Raw genomic sequence first — 17,029 nt, forward strand, 5'->3', positions numbered from 1 at the left:
GGGAGCCCCGCCGGGGGATCGGGGGCACGCCTCAGCGCGGATAGGCCGCCTCGACCGCGCCCAGTGCGGCGCCGATCGCCTCGTCGCGGGTCAGGCCGAGCCGGTGTGCGCGGTGCGCGTATTCGAGCGCGGCCTCGCTCGCCGCCCGGTGGGCGTGGTCCCCGACCGCGGCGACGAAGCTGCCCGAGCGGCCCCGGGTCTCGATCACGCCGTCCGCCTCCAACTCGCGATAGGCGCGCGCGACCGTGTTGGGTGCCAGGCCGAGTTCGCCGGCCAACCCGCGTACGGTCGGCAGTCTGGTGCCGGCGGGCAGCGTGCCGGCCCGGGCCTGATCGGCGAGCTGCCCCCGAATCTGCTCGAACGGTGCGACGGACGAGGCCGGATCGATGGTGATCACCATGCGGGCGAGCCTAGACCCGCCGGGGTCGCGGGCCGGGCAACCGGGTGCGATTCGGCGGTGGCGGGCGGTGAGGGACGGGGCTTCCCCGCCGGTGGGGATTCGTCAGTGAAGATGGCGAATTGCTCGGTCGCGATGCCATGAACCGTCGTGCCGAATTCGAACGGAGCCCGCGAGAACGCCGCGGCTGCGGCACGGTGGACCCGACGAACCCAGCGTGGCCACACGCTCACCGAAGGGGGAATCCGTGTCCGACCTGCCGCCGATCCGGTCGTCGTCCGCCGTGGACGCCGAGCCGCTCGACTCCCACCGGCGCGCGCCCGCGTCCGCGGTGGCCCCGCACTCGGCCCGCGACGACCGGGATCCGGACGACGATCCGCACGTCGCCGCCCCGGCCCGGGGCGTCTGAGATGACCCACCCCGAGGAGCGACCGCTCGACCCGGTCGACTCGCTCGATCCGTTCGCCTCCGAGGACGTCGACGCACCGCGCGAACCCGGCGGCGGGGCCCGCACGCCGGTGTCGCCGACCGTCCCCGGACCGGCCGACGGGGCGTGGGCCGGCGAGGCTTGGCCCGACGAGGAGTTCGGGCCCGCGGAGTCGGCCGCGACGGTGATCGTCACCCACGACGGAACCGGCCGGCACCACTTCGGCGCGGGCTCGCCCCCGGCCGCGCCGCATCGGCCGCGCCAGGCCCGTGAGGGACCGATCTGGGCGGAGGAGAGCGACCTGGTCCGGCGTACGTTCGTGCCGCCCAAGGGCTACTTGCGCGCCCAGGGCATGATGTCCCGGCAGTTGATCCTGCTCACCGGCGAGGCCCGGTCCGGAAAACGCACGCTGGCCCTGCATCTGATGCAGGATCAGCACGTGGAGAGCGTGATCGCGCTCGATCCCGACGAAGACCTGACCACCCGTCGGATCCAGCGCGGTCGGGGTTACGTGGTCGACTCCGTCGGCGCCGACGCGCTCGCCGGCTACACCCGCGGCGACCTGGAACTGCTGCGCCGCCGCCTGGTCGAGCGCGGCAGCGTCCTGGTCGCCACGGCGGTCGTCGGCGCACCGATGCTCGGCGTGTGGGCGCCCTGGCACGTACCGTGCGCCCGACCCGATCCGGTCCAGGTGCTGCACAGCCACCTCACCGACCGCCTGGGTCCGGGCTGGCAGCGCCGGCACCTGGACCTGGTGGACGAGGACATCGCCGAACTGGTGCGCGCCGACGGCGGCCGGCCCGCACGGGCCGCGAGGATCGCCGCCGAGCTGGCCGGCTTCGCCGACGGCGGGTTTCCCAGGACCCAGGTGCTGAACGCGCTGCGCGATCGTGAGCACGCGGCGGTGGCCGGCTGGCTGCGGGCCCATCCGGCCTGTGCCGACTGGGCGCTGATGATCGCCGCCGCGGTGTTCGAGGGGCACGACTACGGCATCGTCGCCGAGCGGGCCGCGGCGCTGCGCGCGATGCTCGCCGAGCACCTGCCGGCCTCGGCCGGCGCGTCGGCCGACGGGTGGCCGCCGCAGCCCCGGTCCGCGCGCCTGGACCTGATCGACGCGACCGCGGTCGCCGCCGACGCCACCCGGGACGGGGCCCGCTACCGGCTGGACGTGGTGCGCTTCAACCGGCCGCGCTGGGCGGCGTCGGTCCGCGAGCACGTCTGGGACGTCTACCCCGATCTGCGCGACCCGCTGGTCGAGTGGTTGGCCGCGACCCCCCGCCGGCCGGCCGACGTCCACCGGGTCGCGGCCCGGGCCGCGGGCGCGTTCATGGCCGGGGGCGGGGGCATCGGCCGCTGGGCCCGATCCACCGGTGGGCCGCGGCCGGTGGTGCGCGGCGCGCCATGGCGGTCCCGGCGCTGAGGGCGGCGGCCCAGGACGCGGTGGTGGCCACGCAGGTACGGCACCTGGTGGAGGCGTGGAGCCGGGACACCACCCACCCGGGGCTGCGCCTGATGGCCGCCCGCGCCTACCCCGGTCTCGCCTCCGTCTATCCCGGCCCGACGCTGACCGGCCTGCTGCGCCTGGCCCGGACCGGGGATCGTGCGGTGGCGGAGGCGGCCCGGGACGGTATCGCGACGCTGTGTCGGGAGGGCATCCGCGCCGAATCGGTCCTGGAGCGGGTGGAGGACTGGGAAGAGGCCGCCGCCGCGGCCGAGTTGGCCGCACACCTCGTGCTCGACGAGGGGGCCGGCGGGTCGCCGGCCGACGACCGGTTCCTGGCGGTGGTCCGGAACGCGGTCACCGATCGGGACGGATATGCCGTCGTGGCGCGGCTGTTCACCCGACTGCTCGGGGCCGGTGCGGGTGATCCGACCCGCGCCTCGGCGCTGCGGGAGGGCCTGACGCGGCTGTTCGGTCCGGGGCGCGACCACGGGCTGGAACGACTCGCCTTCGACCTGACCCGGCTCGCCTACGAGGGGCTGCCGAACGGCGAGGTGATCGACATCGGGGTGCTCGAACCGGCGATCCGGGCGTTCGAGGCGCCGATCCTCGGGCCGAACGAGGGTGCCGGCGCATGATCGACGAACCCCTGTCCCTGGTCCGCCCCGTCGGCGGATCGCGCCTGGTCGCCTACCTGCGGTACCGCCTGGGCCGGCGTGCGCGGCGGGTGCTCGCGGTGCCGTCGAGCGCGGGGCCGATGCCGACCTTCGCGGAGATCCGCGGGGCGGGCGAGCTGTGGTGGGTCACCGTCCGCGAGTTCGCCGAGGTGCGTACGTTCGAGGTGCGGGTCGACGCGGCGGGGGAACGGTCCGGCCGGGTCGAGGTGCAGCTGCGGTGGTGGGTGCACGATCCGAGGGTGGTCGCCCGGCATCGGGCGGTGGACGCCGCGGCCTTCGTCTATCGCGATGTGGCCAACCGGATGCGTGCGGTGTTGGCGGGTGCGGGGGGTGCGGATGGTGCCGGTGGCGCGGATGGTGCCGCCGATGTCGACGACGGACGGTTGCAGCGTGCGCTCGATATCGCGTTGTCGGACACGATCGTGCTCGCGGAATACGGGCTCGGTTATCGCCTGGTGGGGGCGTTTCTGCGTGCGGAGCCGATATCGGCCGATGATCGCGGGGAGTTGGACCGGGCGCGGGCGGCGATTCCGCTGGAAAAGGAGCGGCAGCGGCTGACCCTGATGCGGATGGAGTTTCACCGGGGGCTGATTCGGGAGGGACCGGAGGCGCTGATCGCCTACTGGTTGACCCGATTTCCCGATCAGATCAAGGCCGTGGTGGATCACTTGGACGACCGGGGAATGACGCGGGGCGTCGATGGTGCACCCGGTGCACCCGGTGTGCCCGGTGCGGCTGGTACGCCTGCCGCTTCGGTCGCGCCCGGCACGCCGGCCGGGGAACTGCTCGCGCTGCTCGGGGACGCCGACGACTTCGAGCGGAATCAGCTGCGCAAGGCGCTGGTATCCGGCCTGGCCGCGTCCGGGCCGCGCGGGATGGCGGTGCTGCGCGAACTCGGCTGGTGGCACGACCTGGTGGGCGACGACGCGTGGGCGGACGAGGCGGGCGAGTCGTCGGCGTAGGGGGCGGCGAAAGGGCCACCCGCTCGATGCGAGCGGGTGGCCCTTTCGATTTCGGCCCGAAATCCGAGTGCTTCCGGCTGCCTACGGTTGCGTGTCCGCTTCCGGTTGCCTATCGCTCTTCGCGGAACAGCACGTGCTTTCCGGCGGCCGGGTCGTACTTGCGCAGCGTCATCCGGTCCGGATCGTTGCGCCGGTTCTTTCGGGTCACGTAGGTGAATCCGGTCCCGGCGGTGGACCGAAGCTTTACGATCGGACGAAGCTCACTGCGAGCCATGGACGCCTCCCGGAGTTTTCGAAGTCTGTCCCGACGGGTGCTTCAAGGCGGATGGGCACCCCGTTATTCCACGACGCCATTCGCGGGAGCGAGAGGGCGCCGGGCGCGCCCCGGCGGACGGGTGCGGCGGGGGGTTCGGAAACCACGGGCGCGCCGGGTGTCGCCGGTGCGATGCTTGCCCGGTGAACCGATCGGACGTGCTGCTTCAGATCCCCGCCGAACTGCAACAGTTCCTGCCGCCGCGCCTGCGCGGGCTGCCGGTGACCGCCCCCGCCGACGGGGATTCGACGCTCGGACACCTGGTCGAATCGGTCGGCCCGCCGCTGCCCGAGGTGGGCGGACTGCTCGTCGACGGCCGCGAGGTGGCGTCGGGATATCGACCGGTGGGCGGCGAGGTGGTCGACGTGCTGCCGATCCGGCGCCCGCAGGCGATTCCGGAGTTCGCCGACGCGGCACCGCGCTTCCTGCTCGACGTGCACCTGGGCGCGCTGGCCCGCCGGATGCGGCTGGTCGGGATCGACACCGCGTATCACAACGACTGCGACGACCCGACCCTGGTGATCCAGGCCAACGCCGAACGCCGGGTGCTGCTCACCCAGGACCGGGGGCTGCTGCGGCGCAAGAACCTGTGGTTCGGGGCGTACGTGTACGGGATCCGCGCCGACGCCCAACTCGACGACCTGCTCCGCCGGTTCGCGCTGCCGCTCGCGCCCTGGACGCGCTGTACGGCGTGCAACGGCGAGCTGCGTGCGGCCACCCGCGAGGAGGTCGAGTCCGAGGTCGAGGCGGGCACGCTGGACAGGGTGGACGCGTTCGCCCGGTGCCGGGCCTGCGACCGGGTGTACTGGCACGGGGCGCACGGCGGCCACCTGGACGAGATCGTGGAGGCGGCGCGGCGGACGGCGGCGGGCATCCGCTGAGTCCGCGCGGCGTGGCACCGGGGTCGCCGACCGGGCCGCACGCGGCGGCCCGGTCGGCGGACGGGGCCACTAACGCACGCGGCCCCGGGCCCGCAGCGGGACCGCCGGCAGCTCCGGTGCGGTCATTCGGGGCGCCGCGTAGCCGGTGACGGTGCCGAAGTCCGACCCGTCCTCCCAAGCCGTGCGCGCGGTCGCGATCTCCTCGCCGGTCCGCGCCACGAAGTTCCACCACATCACGATCTCCTCGGCGAACGGCTCGCCGCCGATGAGCATCAGGTCCGCGCCGTCGGCGGACCGTACGGACAACGAGGTCCGGCCGCAACCGAGGTACAGCAGCCCGCCTCGGGTCAGCGGCACGCCGTCCACCTCGGCCTCGCCCGACATCGACATCACCGCGTACTCGAAGTCCGGCTCCAGCGGCGGCCTTACGTCGGTGCCCGGGGCCAGGGTCAGATCCGCGCCGACCAGCGGGGTGTACGCGGTGCCCGGTGAGGTCGCGCCGTCGAGCGTACCCATGATCACCGTGGCGGTCAGGCCGCCGCCGGTGACGATCGGGAGTTCGGTGTGGTGCTCGAAGTGCGGGTCCACATGCCGGTGCTCGTTCGGCAGCGCGACCCACAGCTGCGCCCCGTGCAGCAGCCGGGCGTGCTCCTTCGGCGACTCCTCGGAGTGCGAGATGGCCCGCCCGGACGTCATCAGCCCCAGTTCGCCGGGCCGCACGGTGGCCAGACTGCCCAGGCTGTCCCGGTGCAGCACGGTGCCCTCGCGCAGCCAGCTCACCGTCTGCAGGCCCAGGTGCGGGTGCGGCGGAACCTGCATGCCGGGCCGATCGGCGATGTCGTCCGGCCCGTAGTGGTCCACGAAGCACCAGGCGCCGATCATCCGCCGACCCAGGCTGGGCAGCAGCCGACGGACCATGTGGCTCTCGCCCAGCAGTACATCGCGCGACTTCAGCAGCTCGCGCACGGGTTCGCCCGACACGTCGGCCCGGCCACCGCACGTGGTCAGGGTCGGTCGGGTATCGAGGTTGCTCATGCCGTCACGGTACGCGGCGGAGCGAGGGCGCGGGGCGCGCGGGCAACCGTACGGTCCGGGGCCGGCGGGAAACGGATGATCCGGCGGCCTTGGCGATCTTCGCGGCCCGAAGGCCCTCATCGGGCACCCGGCTCCGTGATATGCCCGGGCCCGCGCGTGGAACCGCCTCCCCGCCGATTTCACGCCGGCCGACCACCTGGCAATCGGCAACATGTACACGGGTAACCCGCCCACCGCGGCCCGAGCCCTCCGCGCCGACCCGGCCTACCGAAGCCGCGGGGATCGTCAGGCGGCCGGGCCGTTTTGGCAGAGGAGGAAGCCGGTGGCCTGGAGGGTGACGGCCAGCAGGGCCACCGGGATTCCCACCGCGTAGCGGCGGCGGGGGTGGGGTGGGAGGACCAGGGCGAGGAAGGCGACGATGAAGGACAGTACGAACATGCCGAAGACCCAGGGCAGCCTGGTGTCGTACCAGTCGCGGCAGGCCTGGTCGGCGCAGGATTCGGTGCCGCCGCCGAGTCCGAGCAGCACGAACAGGTCGGTCATCGCGACCACGACGAACGCGAACAGGCCACCGACGAACGTCATCGCGCGAGCGAATCCGTGCTCGCCGGCGTCGGGGGTGGGAGGCGTGTAGGTCATGCGGCTCACGCTAGGTGGCGGGGTCGGGCCGGACATCCGTACAGGTACTCACTTCGGCGAGGGCCGCACGGACGACACATCGGCCGTACGGGCGAGGGCCGAGAGGGAAAACGCCCGTCACGGAAGCGAGTTGCCGAAGCGCCGCACCCGCCGCGTTCGCCGAAGCGCCGCACCCGCCCCCTACTCCGCCACCAGGATCTCCAGCCCCGCGTCCCGCAGCGCGTCGAGTGCGTCCGGATCCGCCGGGCCGCTCGTGATCAGCAGGTCGATGTCCGCCAGCGGGCACACCTCGGCGAGTTCGGTCCGGCCGAGCTTCGAGCCGTCGGCGACCACGACCCGGCGCCCGGCCGCTCGCAACATCGCACGTTTCGCCTCGGCTTCGGGCAGGTTCACGTTGGTGATGCCGCCCGTCGGGTGCACGCCGTTGCAGCCGAGGAAGACCGTGTCGGCGTGGATCCGCTCCAGGATGTGGCCGCCGAGCGGGTTGATCAGCGAGTGCTGGAGCGGTCGCAGCGTGCCGCCGGTGACCACGACGGAGAACCGCGGGATCGCCCGCTCCAACTCCAGCGCGATGGTCAGCCCGTTGGTGAAGACCACCAGGTCGCGCAGGTCCTCGCGGTCCACCAGGGCGCGCGCCACGAAGGTGGTGGTGGTGCCGACGTCCAGGACCACGCTCTCCGACGGCGACACCAGCGCCGCCGCGGCCCGTCCGATCAGCGTCTTCGCGGGCGAGGCCGAGGTCAGCGCCTCCTCGAAGGACGGCTCGACGCGCGGATCGCGACCGGTGAACATCGCCCCGCCGCGGACCCGGCGCACCCGACCCTGCCGCTCCAGTACCTCCAGGTCGGCGCGGACCGTGACGCGTGAGATGCCGAACGCCTCGGCCAGGTCGGTGACCTTGGCGAAGCCGCGATCCGCGATCGTGGCGGCCATCCGGGCACGGCGGCCTTCGGCGGGCAGACCGTCGGTGTCGTCGTCAGGCATGGGCAGCATCTTGCGGACACCTTCCGAAACTTGTCAAACCGCAGGTGGGGACGGGTCCAGCCCTTCGTTGGCAAGCTTCATACCTACCAAAGCTTTCTGATTGACAAGATTTGGAAAGCTTCGCAAAATGAAAGACATGAAGAAGACGCAGGCCGTCCTGGCCGACGGTCGCGAGATCGTCTACTACGACTCGCGGGACGAGGGGGTGCGCGCCGCCGTCGACACGCGCGACCTCGCCCCCGTGGTCAGCGGCTCCGAGATGCGCTACGACCGACTCCTCGACGAGTGGGTCGTGGTCGCCTCGCACCGGCAGACCCGGACCCACCTGCCCGCCGCCGACGCGTGTCCGCTGTGCCCGTCCACGCCCGAGCGGGCCACCGAGGTGCCCGAGGCCGACTACGAGGTCGTGGTCTTCGAGAATCGCTTCCCGTCGATGTCCGGCGGCGGCGCCTCCGACCGGGAACCGCTCGCACCCGGATGGGCCGACGACCCGTTCCCGCGCCGGCCGTCCGGCGGGCGCTGCGAGGTGATGTGCTTCACCCCCGAACACGACGCCTCGTTCAAGGACCTCACCCCCGAGCGGGCCCGCCTGGTGCTCGACGCGTGGACCGACCGCACCGCCGAGTTGTCCGCGCTGCCCGGCGTGGAGCAGGTGTACTGCTTCGAGAACCGGGGCCGGGAGATCGGCGTGACGCTGCCGCACTCGCACGGGCAGATCTACGCCTACCCGTTCGTCACCCCGCGTACGGCCGCCATGATCGCCTCCACCGCCGCCCACCGGCACCGCACCGGACGCAACCTCTTCGAGGACGTGGTCGCCGCCGAGCGCGCCGACGGGGCCCGGATCGTCGCGGAGAACGCGCACTGGACGGCATTCGTCCCGGCCGCCGCGCGCTGGCCCTACGAGGTGCACCTGTACCCGAACCGCCGCGTGCCCGACCTGCTCGCCCTGGACGAGGACGCGCGCGCCGCGTTCGGCGGGATGTACCTGGACCTGCTGCGCCGCTTCGACCGCCTCTTCGACGGCGAGCCCGCGCCGTACATCGCCGCCTGGCAGCAGGCGCCGGTGCGCTCCGGGCGGGTCGACTTCGCGCTGCACCTGGAGCTTTTCTCGATCCGCCGGGCGCCGGGCAAGCTGAAGTACCTTGCCGGAAGCGAATCGGGGATGGGCGTGTTCATCAGCGACGTACCGCCGGAGACGGCGGCGGCGCGACTGCGGGAGGTCGGCGAATGAGGCTCATGGTCACCGGCGGCGCGGGCTACGTGGGCAGCGTGGTCGCGGCCCACCTGGTCGAGGCCGGGCACGACGTGGTGGTGCTCGACGACCTGTCCACGGGGCATCGCGACGCGGTGCCGGAGAAGGCGGAGTTCGTCCGGGGCCGGGTCCAGGACGCCGCCGGGCACCTCGACGCCTCCTTCGACGCGGTGCTGCACTTCGCCGCCTCGTCCCTGGTCGGCGAGTCGGTCACGCACCCGGGGAAGTACTGGCACAACAACGTCGGCGGCTCGCTCGCGCTGCTCGACGCGCTGCGCACGCACGGGATCGACCGCTTCGTGTTCTCCTCCACCGCGGCGGTCTACGGCGCCCCGGAGGTCTCGCCCATTCCCGAGGACGCGCCGAGTGCGCCGACGAACCCCTACGGCGCCTCGAAGGCGGCGGTGGATCAGCTGATCGCGTCGTACTGCGCCGCCTACGGCCTGCGGGCGGTGAGCCTGCGCTACTTCAACGTGGCGGGCGCGTACGGGCGTTACGGCGAGCGGCACACGACCGAGACGCACCTGATCCCGCTGGCGCTCCAGGTTCCGCACGGCACCCGCGGCTCGGTCGCGCTGTACGGCACCGACTACCCGACGCCCGACGGGACGTGTGTGCGCGACTACATCCACGTCGCCGACCTGGCCGACGCGCACCTGCTCGCGTTGGACGCCACCGCCGAGGGCGGCGCGGCGACCGGACACCTGGTGTGCAACCTCGGGAACGGGACCGGCTTCTCGGTCCGCGACGTGGTGGACGCGGTACGGGCGGTCACCGGCTGCGCGGTGCCCACGCACGAGGCGCCGCGCCGGGCGGGCGATCCGCCGGTACTGGTCGCCTCCGCCGACCGGGCACGCGAACTGCTCGGCTGGCGGCCCTCGCGCACGTCCCTGGAGGACATCGTGGCGGACGCGTGGTCCTTCCTGCGCGAGGGTGAGGCCGGTCGGTGAGCGAGTTCGTCGTCGAGGGGGTCTGGGCGGCCCCGGGCCGGGTCAATGTGATCGGCGAACACACCGACTACAACAACGGGTTCGTGCTGCCGATCGCCATCCCGCACACCGCGCGCGCGTTCGTCGGCCGGCGTACCGACGGTCGGCTGCGGCTCGCGTCCACGCACGCCGGGAGCGAATCGGTCGACCTCGCGGCCGCCGACCTGGCGCCCGGCGCGCTGTCCGGGTGGGCGGCGTATCCGGCGGGCGTGGTGTGGGCGCTGCGGGCGGCCGGGTACGACATCGGCGGCGCGGACATCCGGATCGACAGCGACGTGCCGGTGGGCGCGGGCCTGTCCTCGTCGGCGGCGCTGTCCTGCGCGGTCGTGCTCGCCTTCGGCGACCTGTACGAACTGGGCTTGGACCGCATCGAGTCGGCCCGGATCGCGCAGCGCGTGGAGACCGACTTCGTCGGCGTACCGGTCGGCATGCTGGACCAGATGGCCTCGCTCGGCTGCGTCGAGGGCCACGCGTACTTCCTGGACTGCCGTGACCTGACGGGCACTCACGTCCCGTTCGACTGCGCGGGCGCGGGCCTGCGCCTGCTCGTCGTCGACACCCGGGCCCGGCACGCGCTGGTGGACGGCGGGTACGCGGAGCGCCGCGCCTCGTGCGAGGAGGCGGCGGCGCTGCTCGGCGTGCCGTCGCTGCGCGAGGTGGCCGACCCGGACGCGGCCCTCGCCGCGCTGCCCGACGGCCCGCTGCGCCGCCGGGTACGCCACGTACTCACCGAGAACGAGCGCGTGCTGCGCGTGGTCGACGCCCTGCGCAACGGCGATGTCCGGGCGATCGGCCCGGAGTTGACCGCGTCGCACGCGTCGATGCGCGACGACTACACGATCTCGTGCCCCGAACTGGACACGGCGGTCGACACCGCGCTCGCCGAAGGCGCCCTCGGTGCCAGGCTGGTCGGCGGCGGCTTCGGCGGCTCGGCGATCGCCCTGGTCGACGAGGCCCGCTGCGAGGCGGTGACGGCGGCGGTCGAAAAGGCCTTCGCGGCCCACTCCTTCACCCCGCCCCGCTTCTTCCAGGCCGTCCCCTCGGCGGGAGCCCGCCGGGAGGGCTGAGCGGCGGGTGCACCGGGGCGCGGCCGCTCGACCTCGGTCGAGCGGCCGCGGCCGTTTTCGGCACGGGTATCACCGCCGCCCCGGTCCGCGTCGGATCGCAGCGGCGACGATTTTGCGGGTTGTGATCCGACCCCGTCGGAAGGGCGTCGTCGTTCCGCTCGCCGTTTACGCTCCGTGCATCTTCGGCCACGAAGCAGATTCACATAAGTGAATCGAGTCGGCGCTCGCGCCGCCCTGACGGACTTCACCGCGTATTCGCCGTGGCTATCCGTGGAAAACCGGTGACAGTCGGAGAGGGCCGGACTCCCGCCGATTCACCCGGTGGGCGTCCGGCGCTTCGTCGTGTCCGCACGAGACCCGCGCCGACCTGCGCGGACGCCGCCCGGGGGTGCGGGCGGCGGACGGCGGCGTGGCTGTGCCCCCGGCAGGACTCGAACCTGCGACCAAGTGCTTAGAAGGCACCTGCTCTGTCCACTGAGCTACGAGGGCTGGGCGAATCAGGATCTTGCACCGGATCCGGTCGCGGCACAACAGAATAGGGCCGTGTGCATGCCTCACCGGCGTTCCGGCGGCCACCGTTACCTGATCAGACGCAGTTGGCGGCCAGAATGTGATCAGCGAAGGGCCGAAACGGACAGCGGGAGGCGCAGTGGGTCCCATCAGGACTGTACTTGTCGGATACGGCGTGGGGGGTTCGGCCTTCCACGCGCCGGTGCTGACGGCCGTCGAGGGGCTGGAACTCGCCGCCGTGGTGACCGGGAATCCGGCTCGGCAGGACGAGGTGCGGGCGCGGTATCCGCGGGCCGAGGTGATCGGCACGACCGACGAGATGTTCGCTCGCACGGGTGACTTCGACCTCGTGGTGATCACCGTGCCGAACCGGTTCCACGTGCCGCTCGCCACCCGGGCGCTGGAGGCCGGGCTGCACGTGGTCGTCGACAAGCCGTTCGCGGGCACCTTCGCGCAGGGGCGGGCGCTGTGCGAGACGGCGGCGCGGTGCGAGCGGAGGCTCGGGGTGTACCAGAACCGGCGGTTCGACGGTGACTTCCGGACCGTGCGGCGCCTCGTCGAGGAAGGGCGGCTCGGCGACGTGTACCGGTTCGAGTCGCGGTTCGAGCGGTGGCGACCGCAGGTGCGCACGGCGGGCTGGAAGGAGCAGGCCGACCCGGCGGCGCTCGGCGGGATCCTGTACGACCTCGGCACCCACCTGATCGACCAGGCGGTGTCGTTGTTCGGGCGGCCCACGCACGTATACGCCGAACTGGACACGCGGCGGGACGCGGCGCTCGTGGACGACGACAGCTTCGTGGCGCTCACCCACGAGGGTGGGGTGCGCTCGCACCTGTGGATGAGCGCGGCGGCGGCCGATCTCGGGCCGCGTTTTCGGGTGCTCGGGTCGAAGGCGTCGTACGTGAAGTTCGGCATGGATCCGCAGGAGGAGCTGTTGCGGGCCGGGAGTACGGCGGTCGGTACGCCCGCGTGGGGGACCGAGCCGGAGAGTGCGTGGGGCAGGCTCGGTACGCCCGGTGACACCGTGGCGGTGGAGACCGAACCGGGGGCCTACCAGGACTACTACGCCGGGTTCGCGGCGGCGGTGCGCGAGGAGAGCGGGCCGCCGGTGCCGCTGTCGGAGGCGCTGACCGTGATCGAGGTGATCGAGGCGGCGCAGCGGTCCTTTGCCGACGGGGCGACGGTGGTATTGCCCACCGGGTGAGCGGTTCGATGCGGATGGGCGGCGGGTGTGCGGCCGGCCGGCCCGTGTGACGCCGTCGGCCGGCCGGGCGGGATGCCGAGCGGGTGACCGCTGTGGTGTGGCGTCGGCTGCACGTTGAGAATGCGGACAATTCGGGCATTGGTCGCCCGTGGTGATCATGGGAAGCGACACCCTGTCCGCAGCCCTCGCCGACCTGCGTGATCGGGTCGCGGCGACGTGCTTCCCGCTCGACCTGCCCGGTGCCGTGCAGGCGCGGTTGGCCCGCCGCGAGTTGATCGAACAGCTCGACGACTACGTGCTGCCGCGCCTGGCGGTACCGCGTGCGCCGTTGCTCGCGGTGGTCGGCGGCTCCACCGGGGCGGGTCGGTCCACCCTGCTGAACGCGCTGGTCGGGCGGGCGGTCACGGCGGTCGGCTCGGTACGGCCGACCACGCGCGTGCCGGTCCTGGTCTGCCGATCCGGGGACCGGCACTGGTTCGCCGCGGACACCGCCATCGCACTGCGCCTGGACGAGCGGGTGCCGCCCGGATTGGCGCTGCTCGACGTGCCCGACATCGACTCGGTGTCCGCCGACAACCGCCGGGTCGCGGTGCGTCTGCTCGGGGCCGCCGACCTGTGGGTGTTCGTCGTGTCCGCGGCGCGGTACGCGGACGCCGCGCCGTGGCATCTGCTCCGGCTCGCGCGGGATCGGAACACGCGGTTGGCGATCGTGCTGAGCCGGGTGCCGGCGGAGTCGGCGGACCCGGTCCGGGCCGACTTCGTGCGGTTGTTGCGGCAGGCCGGGCTCGGCGATGTACCCCTGTACCCGATCGTCGAGGTCGAGCCGGGGGCCGGGCTGCCCGAGCGCAATGTGGTGCCGATTCGTACCTGGCTCGCCGAGCGCGGGGCCGATCCGGACGCGCGGGCCGCGGTGGTGCGGCGCACGCTCGGCGGGTTGTTGCACAGCCTGGACCGGCGGGTGCCGCCGTTGGCGCAGGCGGTGGAGCGGCAGTACGAGGCGGCGGGGCATACGCGCGACTGCGTGGATCGGGCCTATGCGGTGGCGGCGCGGTGGGCGTCGCGGGCGCTGGGCGACGGCTCGTTGCTGCGCGGCGCGGCGGCCGGCCGGTGGCGCGAGGGGGATGCGGACGGGGCGGCGCGGGGGGTTCGGGAGAGCTTGGACGCGCTGTTGGCGGACGCGTTCGCGCGGGGGGCGGAGCGTTCGTGGGGGTGTGCGCCGTACGACGGGGCGCCTCGGCTTCGGCCCGCTCCCGTGGTCTGGCCCGACGCGGGGGAACCGCTCGCGCTGATCGCGGCGGTGGGCGGCCTCGGGACGGAGCCGGGCGTCGGGCGCGACGCGGCGGGGCTGCTCGGGACCCGGATCGGCGTGGAGTCGGCGGCGCGGTTGATCCTGGGCGTCCGTCGGGGCCTGCGTGCCGAACTCGCGGCGGCGCTCGACGCGGAACGGGGCCGGCGCGCGGCGGCGGTGGCGGTGGTGCCGGGGCGGGCCGACGTCGGGTTGATCGAGGCGCTGGACCTGGTGCGGAGGAGCGCGTGAGGGGCGGTGGCGGGCTGCCGGTCGGGGCGGGTGGGCGTCGGGGCGGGCGAATCGGTGGCGTGGTTCGGCGGCGTCGATGACGGCGGGCGGGGAGTACCTCGATCGGTTCGCCGTGCGCCGGGCCCGGCAGGTGATCGAGACGGAGGGATCGGCGCGGCTGACGGCGCGGTCGGCCGCCTTGCACCGGGTGGTGCGGTTGGCCCGGGATCGACTTCCCGGGGCCGAACTCGCCGCCGCCGAGGACCTGCTCGGGCATGCCGAGACGCGGCTCGCCACGGCCGGCCGGCACACCGTGGTGGCGCTCGCGGGGGCCACCGGTGGGGGGAAGTCGTCGCTGTTCAATGTGCTCACGGGGTTGCGTCTGGCGGATACCGGGATGCGTCGGCCGACGACGCGGACCACGCTCGCGTGCGCGTGGGATCCCGACGGGGCGGCGCCGTTGCTTGATCTGCTCGGGATCGAGCCGACGTGTCGGGTGGCGCGGCACGGGGTGTTGGACGGGTGGCACGGGGGCGTTCGGCAGGGTGGGCCCGACGCTTGGCACGGTGGCGGCGCGGGCGCTCGGCGCGATGGCGGGTCGGGCGCCCGATACGGCGCCGGTTCGGACGTCCGGTACGGCGCCGGTTCGAACGCCTCGCCTCGCGCCGGTTCGGATGCCTGGCTCGCCTCGCCGCACGCCCGATACGGCTCGCGGGGCGCTCGGCGCGGTGGCGGGATGCCCGCCGGATTGATTCTGCTGGACCTGCCCGATCACGACTCGATCGACCTCGCGCACCGGACGGAGGTGGACGCGTTGGTGGCGGTCGCGGATTACATCGTGTGGGTGCTCGATCCGCAGAAGTACGCCGACGCGCTTCTGCACGACCGGTATCTCCGGGTGTTCCGGCACCACGCGCGCTGCATGACGGTCGTGCTCAACCACGCGGACCGGCTGCCCGTCGGGGACCTGGCGGCGTGTCTGACCGATGTACGGGCGTTGCTCGCGGCCGACGGGCTCGCCGAGGCGCGGGTGTTGGCGACCTCGCCGGAGACCGGGCTCGGGATCGCCGAGTTGCGCCGCGTGGTGGCCGGTGTGTCCGGGAGCGGCGAGGCGTCGGTGGTTCGGCTGGGCGCGGATCTGGACGCGTTGGCCGAGCGGCTGGAGCCGTACTTCGCCGGCGTGGTGCCGGGTGTGGAGGTGTTCGCCGCGGCGGATCGGGACGCGCTGGTGGGCGAGTTGTGCGACGCGGTCGGGGTGGGCGTGGTGGCGGCGGCCGAGGGGCGGCGGGTGCGGACTGCGCGGGCGTCGTGGTGGCGTCGGGCCCGGCGGCCGGTGGTGCGGGTCGAGCCGGTGCAGGTACATCGGGCCGAGCAGGCGATTCGGCGGGCCGGGGCGACGCTGAGCCGGGGGATGCCGGCGGTGTGGGTGGGCGGGGTGCGTCGGGCGTTGGCCGAGGGGTTGCGGGTGTTGCCGGACGAGGTGGACGCGGCGCTGGTCGGGGCCGTGCCGGAGGCGCCGCCGCCGACGCGGGGGGCGCGGGCGGCGGCGGGTGCGCGGTGGGTCGGCGTGGTCGCGGTGATCACGGGGTTGCTCGGGGTCGGGTTGGCCGCGACGGGGGTGCCGGTGGCGCGGTGGCTCGGGCTGCCGGTGGCGGCGTGGGTGGCGTTCGCGGGGCTGGTGGCGGGGTCTCGGGCGCGTGGTGTGGCTGGCGGGCGGCGGTGGGTGCGGCCGGGCGGCGGGTTGTGGCGGTGGAGGCCGCGTTGCGGGCGCGGGTGGCGGATGTGGCGGACCGGGTGGTGGTGGAGCCGGGGGAGGCGGAGGTGGCGCGGTATCGGGAGGCGTGCGCGGAATTCGGGGCGGTGCTGGAGGGGGGCGGGCGGTCGGATTGTCACCCACGTGAGTGACGCGGTCGTTGTCCACAGGCGCGGAGTTGTCCACACCTCGTCCCGGTTCCCGACCTTCCCACCGCCGCATGCCGCATCGTCGAGTGCGGACGGCGATGCCGCGGTGCACGCCGGTGACACAGGGAGGCAAGCGTGGACACGTACGTGACGGTGGTCGGCAATGCCGCGAGCGAGGTCCGGGTGCAGATGACCCAGGCCGGTGTGCCGCTCGCGCGGTTTCGGATGGCGGTGTCGCCGCGGCGCTTCGACCGGGACAGCGGCCAGTGGGTGTCGGGGGACGCGTCCTTCTACACGATCGTGTGCTTTCGCGGGCTGGCCGAGAACGTGACGAGTTCGATCGACAAGGGCGACCCGCTCGTGGTCACCGGACGGCTGCGGGTGCGCGAGTGGGAGCGGGAGGGACGGTGGTTGACGATCACCGAGATCGACGCCTCCTCGGTGGGACACGACCTCGCCCGAGGGGTCGCGGAGTTCCGACGGGTGGCTCGACCGGCCCGACTGGCGCTCGTGGCGGACGACGTCGCCGCCGGAGCGACGGCCGACCAGGGCGTCCTCGCGATCGGGACGGGGAACAGTCCCGAACGCGAAGAGGAGGCGGCATGAATTGATGCACGACATGGCCGCGTGTTCGGGAAAGCCATTCATTGGCGATAGCCGAGATAATTCCGGTCGGTTTTCGGGACGAATCTGAAACAGAATTGTGACGACACTGCCACCGCCACGATGTGTATCGAAACGGGCCAATCGTCACAACCGAGGCAACCGTCGTGGTGGCGGGGTCGGAAAGCGTCGGATCACGGGGGTGAATACACCCGGGGCAAGGTATT

General features: G+C 73.3%; 17 protein-coding genes and 1 tRNA gene. 12 read left to right on the top strand and 6 right to left on the bottom strand.

From position 1 onward, the window contains the following. Nucleotides 1–31 precede the first annotated feature (31 nt). The gene (locus B4N89_RS19840; RefSeq protein WP_078977186.1) at nucleotides 32–400 is read right to left on the bottom strand and encodes a GntR family transcriptional regulator; all 369 of its coding nucleotides are present in this window, start codon (nucleotides 398–400) and stop codon (nucleotides 32–34) included. Nucleotides 401–644: 244 nt separating this feature from the next. On the opposite strand from B4N89_RS19840, the gene B4N89_RS49845 reads away from it, so the two are divergent. Genes B4N89_RS49845 through B4N89_RS19855 form a run of 4 tightly spaced genes read left to right on the top strand, consistent with a single transcriptional unit; the run spans nucleotide 645 to nucleotide 3,904 of the window. Continuing rightward, nucleotides 645–806: a hypothetical protein gene (locus B4N89_RS49845; RefSeq protein WP_161500761.1), complete on the top strand. Its 162-nt coding sequence runs from the start codon at nucleotides 645–647 to the stop codon at nucleotides 804–806. Between the two features lies 1 nt (nucleotide 807). Further along, nucleotides 808–2,244, top strand: a complete 1,437-nt coding sequence (locus B4N89_RS19845) for a hypothetical protein (RefSeq protein ID WP_078977187.1) — start codon at nucleotides 808–810, stop codon at nucleotides 2,242–2,244. After that, entirely contained in the window at nucleotides 2,226–2,903 is a 678-nt protein-coding gene (locus B4N89_RS19850) for a hypothetical protein (RefSeq protein WP_078977188.1), read from the top strand. The genes B4N89_RS19845 and B4N89_RS19850 overlap by 19 nt, the downstream gene beginning before the upstream one ends. Further along, nucleotides 2,900–3,904, top strand: a complete 1,005-nt coding sequence (locus tag B4N89_RS19855) for a collagen-like triple helix repeat-containing protein (protein WP_078977189.1) — start codon at nucleotides 2,900–2,902, stop codon at nucleotides 3,902–3,904. Before B4N89_RS19850 ends, B4N89_RS19855 begins: the two co-directional genes overlap by 4 nt. A 109-nt stretch (nucleotides 3,905–4,013) precedes the next feature. Here B4N89_RS19855 and rpmG read toward each other — a convergent pair whose 3' ends face one another. Continuing rightward, nucleotides 4,014–4,178 (bottom strand): 50S ribosomal protein L33, encoded by a 165-nt coding sequence (rpmG, locus tag B4N89_RS19860; protein ID WP_078977190.1) that lies wholly within the window; start codon nucleotides 4,176–4,178, stop codon nucleotides 4,014–4,016. Between the two features lie 182 nt (nucleotides 4,179–4,360). Between rpmG and B4N89_RS19865 the strand changes: the two genes are divergently transcribed. Further along, nucleotides 4,361–5,098 carry a Mut7-C RNAse domain-containing protein gene (locus tag B4N89_RS19865; protein ID WP_268812518.1) on the top strand — a complete coding sequence of 246 codons (738 nt, stop codon included), beginning with the start codon at nucleotides 4,361–4,363 and terminating at the stop codon, nucleotides 5,096–5,098. Between the two features lie 69 nt (nucleotides 5,099–5,167). On the opposite strand, the gene B4N89_RS19870 is transcribed toward B4N89_RS19865, so the two are convergent. The 3 genes from B4N89_RS19870 to B4N89_RS19885 form a co-directional block, all read right to left on the bottom strand. Then, nucleotides 5,168–6,133, bottom strand: coding sequence for a pirin family protein (locus B4N89_RS19870; RefSeq protein WP_078977192.1), 966 nt, complete (start codon nucleotides 6,131–6,133; stop codon nucleotides 5,168–5,170). A gap of 285 nt (nucleotides 6,134–6,418) precedes the next feature. Continuing rightward, nucleotides 6,419–6,772 (bottom strand): hypothetical protein, encoded by a 354-nt coding sequence (locus B4N89_RS19880; RefSeq protein ID WP_078977194.1) that lies wholly within the window; start codon nucleotides 6,770–6,772, stop codon nucleotides 6,419–6,421. 180 nt (nucleotides 6,773–6,952) lie between these two features. Then, nucleotides 6,953–7,756 (bottom strand): DeoR/GlpR family DNA-binding transcription regulator, encoded by an 804-nt coding sequence (locus tag B4N89_RS19885; RefSeq protein WP_235618699.1) that lies wholly within the window; start codon nucleotides 7,754–7,756, stop codon nucleotides 6,953–6,955. A 136-nt stretch (nucleotides 7,757–7,892) separates the two neighbouring features. Here B4N89_RS19885 and galT point away from each other — a divergent pair, with 136 nt between their 5' ends. The 3 genes from galT to galK are packed head-to-tail and all read left to right on the top strand — an operon-like array spanning nucleotide 7,893 to nucleotide 11,067. After that, nucleotides 7,893–8,990 carry a galactose-1-phosphate uridylyltransferase gene (galT, locus tag B4N89_RS19890; protein WP_078977196.1) on the top strand — a complete coding sequence of 366 codons (1,098 nt, stop codon included), beginning with the start codon at nucleotides 7,893–7,895 and terminating at the stop codon, nucleotides 8,988–8,990. A 5-nt stretch (nucleotides 8,991–8,995) separates the two neighbouring features. Then, a complete protein-coding gene (gene galE, locus B4N89_RS19895) occupies nucleotides 8,996–9,961 on the top strand; it encodes a UDP-glucose 4-epimerase GalE (protein WP_101897129.1) in 966 nt (321 codons plus the stop codon). Next, complete coding sequence (gene galK / locus B4N89_RS19900; RefSeq protein WP_078977198.1) at nucleotides 9,958–11,067, top strand: galactokinase; 1,110 nt, start codon at nucleotides 9,958–9,960, stop codon at nucleotides 11,065–11,067. Before galE ends, galK begins: the two co-directional genes overlap by 4 nt. Before the next feature lie 416 nt (nucleotides 11,068–11,483). Here the strand turns inward: galK and B4N89_RS19905 are convergent. Then, nucleotides 11,484–11,556 (bottom strand) — tRNA-Arg (locus B4N89_RS19905). A gap of 160 nt (nucleotides 11,557–11,716) precedes the next feature. Here B4N89_RS19905 and B4N89_RS19910 point away from each other — a divergent pair. The 4 genes from B4N89_RS19910 to B4N89_RS19925 all read left to right on the top strand — a co-directional run bounded on the left by B4N89_RS19910 (nucleotide 11,717) and on the right by B4N89_RS19925 (nucleotide 16,805). Continuing rightward, nucleotides 11,717–12,781, top strand: a complete 1,065-nt coding sequence (locus B4N89_RS19910) for a Gfo/Idh/MocA family oxidoreductase (protein ID WP_078977199.1) — start codon at nucleotides 11,717–11,719, stop codon at nucleotides 12,779–12,781. 157 nt (nucleotides 12,782–12,938) lie between these two features. Further along, nucleotides 12,939–14,318 carry a GTPase domain-containing protein gene (locus B4N89_RS19915; protein ID WP_143658033.1) on the top strand — a complete coding sequence of 460 codons (1,380 nt, stop codon included), beginning with the start codon at nucleotides 12,939–12,941 and terminating at the stop codon, nucleotides 14,316–14,318. Between the two features lie 76 nt (nucleotides 14,319–14,394). Then, nucleotides 14,395–16,350, top strand: coding sequence for a GTPase (locus B4N89_RS51515; RefSeq protein WP_078977201.1), 1,956 nt, complete (start codon nucleotides 14,395–14,397; stop codon nucleotides 16,348–16,350). Beyond that, nucleotides 16,335–16,805, top strand: coding sequence for a single-stranded DNA-binding protein (locus tag B4N89_RS19925; RefSeq protein ID WP_078977202.1), 471 nt, complete (start codon nucleotides 16,335–16,337; stop codon nucleotides 16,803–16,805). Before B4N89_RS51515 ends, B4N89_RS19925 begins: the two co-directional genes overlap by 16 nt. Nucleotides 16,806–17,029 lie beyond the last annotated feature (224 nt).

Source organism: Embleya scabrispora (genome assembly GCF_002024165.1).
In the GTDB taxonomy this organism is placed as follows: Bacteria; Actinomycetota; Actinomycetes; order Streptomycetales; family Streptomycetaceae; genus Embleya; species Embleya scabrispora_A.

Bases quoted from the DNA above. Each gene is read 5' to 3' on its own strand.
- B4N89_RS19870 (WP_078977192.1), bottom strand. From the start codon at position 6,133: ATGAGCAACCTCGATACCCGACCGACCCTGACCACGTGCGGTGGCCGG.
- B4N89_RS19840 (WP_078977186.1), bottom strand. From the start codon at position 400: ATGGTGATCACCATCGATCCGGCCTCGTCCGTCGCACCGTTCGAGCAG.
- B4N89_RS19850 (WP_078977188.1), top strand. From the start codon at position 2,226: ATGGCGGTCCCGGCGCTGAGGGCGGCGGCCCAGGACGCGGTGGTGGCC.
- B4N89_RS19855 (WP_078977189.1), top strand. From the start codon at position 2,900: ATGATCGACGAACCCCTGTCCCTGGTCCGCCCCGTCGGCGGATCGCGC.
- B4N89_RS19845 (WP_078977187.1), top strand. From the start codon at position 808: ATGACCCACCCCGAGGAGCGACCGCTCGACCCGGTCGACTCGCTCGAT.
- B4N89_RS19880 (WP_078977194.1), bottom strand. From the start codon at position 6,772: ATGACCTACACGCCTCCCACCCCCGACGCCGGCGAGCACGGATTCGCT.
- galT (WP_078977196.1), top strand. From the start codon at position 7,893: ATGAAGAAGACGCAGGCCGTCCTGGCCGACGGTCGCGAGATCGTCTAC.
- B4N89_RS51515 (WP_078977201.1), top strand. From the start codon at position 14,395: ATGACGGCGGGCGGGGAGTACCTCGATCGGTTCGCCGTGCGCCGGGCC.
- B4N89_RS19915 (WP_143658033.1), top strand. From the start codon at position 12,939: ATGGGAAGCGACACCCTGTCCGCAGCCCTCGCCGACCTGCGTGATCGG.
- B4N89_RS19885 (WP_235618699.1), bottom strand. From the start codon at position 7,756: ATGCCTGACGACGACACCGACGGTCTGCCCGCCGAAGGCCGCCGTGCC.
- rpmG (WP_078977190.1), bottom strand. From the start codon at position 4,178: ATGGCTCGCAGTGAGCTTCGTCCGATCGTAAAGCTTCGGTCCACCGCC.
- galE (WP_101897129.1), top strand. From the start codon at position 8,996: ATGGTCACCGGCGGCGCGGGCTACGTGGGCAGCGTGGTCGCGGCCCAC.